General features: G+C 65.0%; 4 protein-coding genes. All 4 read right to left on the reverse strand.

The window, feature by feature from the left end; translation table 11 throughout:
- On the reverse strand, window positions 1-544 hold a 544-nt coding region (locus AX735_RS12275), incomplete at its 3' end, for a hypothetical protein (RefSeq protein WP_202189568.1).
- Complete coding sequence (locus tag AX735_RS12280; protein ID WP_066280485.1) at window positions 541-936, reverse strand: DUF6950 family protein; 396 nt, start codon at window positions 934-936, stop codon at window positions 541-543. The genes AX735_RS12280 and AX735_RS12275, both read right to left, overlap by 4 nt.
- Window positions 933-1,592 carry a hypothetical protein gene (locus tag AX735_RS12285; RefSeq protein ID WP_066280487.1) on the reverse strand — a complete coding sequence of 220 codons (660 nt, stop codon included), beginning with the start codon at window positions 1,590-1,592 and terminating at the stop codon, window positions 933-935. Before AX735_RS12285 ends, AX735_RS12280 begins: the two co-directional genes overlap by 4 nt.
- Window positions 1,589-2,191 (reverse strand): hypothetical protein, encoded by a 603-nt coding sequence (locus tag AX735_RS12290; RefSeq protein WP_066280488.1) that lies wholly within the window; start codon window positions 2,189-2,191, stop codon window positions 1,589-1,591. The genes AX735_RS12285 and AX735_RS12290 overlap by 4 nt, the downstream gene beginning before the upstream one ends.
- Window positions 2,192-2,358 lie beyond the last annotated feature (167 nt).

A 2,358-nucleotide genomic window follows, 5' to 3' on the forward strand; every position in this document is an offset into this window, starting at 1 on the left:
CATAGGCGAGGCCGGTGTAGCGGCGGCTCGATCCCATGCGCGGGCTGATGTTGATCGCGTTGCCCGCGTTGCCCTCGGTAACCGGCGTGACATTGAGATAGCCCGCGAACTTGGAGGCGACACCCGAAACGCTGGACCACGCCAGCTCATCGTCAAACCAGATTTCGTAGATCGAATGGACCTTGTGGCTGGCGACGACGATGAAGCGGTGCAGGACGGTCTGGTTGTCTGTATATTCCTGGTCGCGGACATCGTTGGCGCCAGCGGTGTTGCCCCACACGATCTTGCGCGGGGTGCGCAGGTCGATGGTGCTGTTCAGGCGATCGATGTTGGCCGCGTTGACAGAAGGCGCCTTCGGGCGCTTTGCGAGCAGCGATGCGCCGATCGACAAGGCGGATGAGACGGTAAGCAGCGCACCGGCGCTGATGCCCGCGACTGTCGTGGAAAGTGCGCCCGCGATGCCGAACGCTGCTGCACCGCCGGTTGCGATGATGAGCGCCGCCGCGCCGACGACAGCCGCGCCGATCTTGAGGATCTTGCTCATACGGCCCAGACCTTGCGCCATTGGGCGCGCGGGACGTGGCTATAGCCGTCATCGGACAGGAACACGGCGACCGCGCCGACGCAGACACCGACCGCCTCGCCGTTGAACACGAGGTCTCCGCGCCGGGCAAAGCCGATCGGCCGCTCGGGATAGAAGCTGTCGAACGTGCTTTCGATATCGCCTGCACCGATGCGGCGGAGGGCGCGGGCCGCGCCTATCTCGGTGCTGTATCGCCCCCGGAAAGCCGCAGCATTGTCGATACCGGTCTGCGCCGCAGCCGCGCCCGCGCCGAACAGGCAGCAATCGTTGACGCCATACTCGAACGGCTCGGCTGCCTTCTGCGCCAGATACGACGCGAGATCGGCCTCCCATGTGGAGCGGCGCGCGGTCATAGGTCGTTCACCCGCGGGCCGTTGATGCCTCCCCCGTAACCGCCGCTATAGCCGCCGCCCCCGCCGATGATAGCGCCGGGGTTCTGCGTCAGGCCATTGGCGATCGCGATGGACGCGCGCGCGGACAGGTCGTCGGGGTCGTAGCGTTCCTGGTCGAGATAGGTGCGGTTGCTGGCTTGGCCGAACGCAGCGAGATAGGTCTCGATCGTAACGCGGATGATGCCGCCGTTCTCATCGCCCGCGAAGTCGAGCGCGGTCATGTAGCCTGTGTAATAGGCCTGAAACCCGCCTTCCTGCTCGTTCGCTGCGTTGCGGATGGTGCGCCACAGGCGCGCGACGCGGCCCTGCCAGTTGGTCGGATTGTCGAGCAGCTCGAGGATATCGTCGTCCAGCGGCGGCAAGCCACTCAGCTGCGCCGTCACGCGCTCGGACCCACCCTCACGAACGGAGACGGGCGAGATATCGACAAGGTCGCCGCCGATGCCCGTAAAGGTCTGGCCATCGAGATCGGGATCGCCGGTTCCATCGACGAGGAAGCTGGTGCCGGACGTGTTGCAGCGCACCGGGTCGCCGTTGATGTCGAGAAAGGCGAACCAGACCGGCTTGATGACCGGCGCGTCGAGCGCAGCGACGGCATCGATATCGGGGAGGCTCATTTCGCCTCCTCGACATCAAACTCGATCCCGGCGATTGCGTCCTGGTAGTTCAGGCCGGTGTTCGTGTTGGTGAGGGCGAGAGGGATGTACGGGGTCTTGGTCTCGACCTCGACATTGTTGGCCGGTATCTCTCCGAGCGCCGGGCCAAAGCGCGCGATGGCCTGGCCGCTGCTGTTGGTGACCATGTCCTCGGTCAGGCAGACGAGGCGCTTGTGTCCGCTGGGCAGCGGCACGGTCATGAAACAGCCAGCGGTGAGGATGGTCGTGGACGGCGTCATCCCGTCGAGCGAGAGCTCGTATCCGGGCGCGGGCGTGTTGTTGACGAGCGGCTTGGCCCCGCTGTGCGTCTGGCAGGGCAGGAACCACTTGAACCAGTTCTGCGGACCGCGCAGCGCGACCAGAAAGGCGCGCCACTTTCGTTCCTCTAGCTCGGTGGCAATATCCGGCACGATCAGCGATCCGGTCCAGTTCTCGCCGCCGGGAAGGCCAACGATCTTGCGCTTGCCGGTCCATGCCGATCGGTTGACGCGGCTCGGGAAATTCGGGGTCAGGCCCCTGATGACCATGGCGCTGTAGTCGGGGACGATGATCTCAATCACAGCTTGCGCCTGCTTGCCTGTCGCAGCGCCTCATTGACGCTGGCCTTGACGATGGGGTCTGATGCCTCTCGCACTATCTGGACGGAGAGCGGGCCAGCTACGGACACGATGCGGCCGTCGATATCCTCGGACAGCGAGATGGTGATGGTGCCGGAGATGGATTGCTG

This window comes from Blastomonas sp. CCH1-A6 (assembly GCF_001556365.1).
GTDB classification, from domain to species: domain Bacteria; phylum Pseudomonadota; class Alphaproteobacteria; order Sphingomonadales; family Sphingomonadaceae; genus Blastomonas; species Blastomonas ursincola.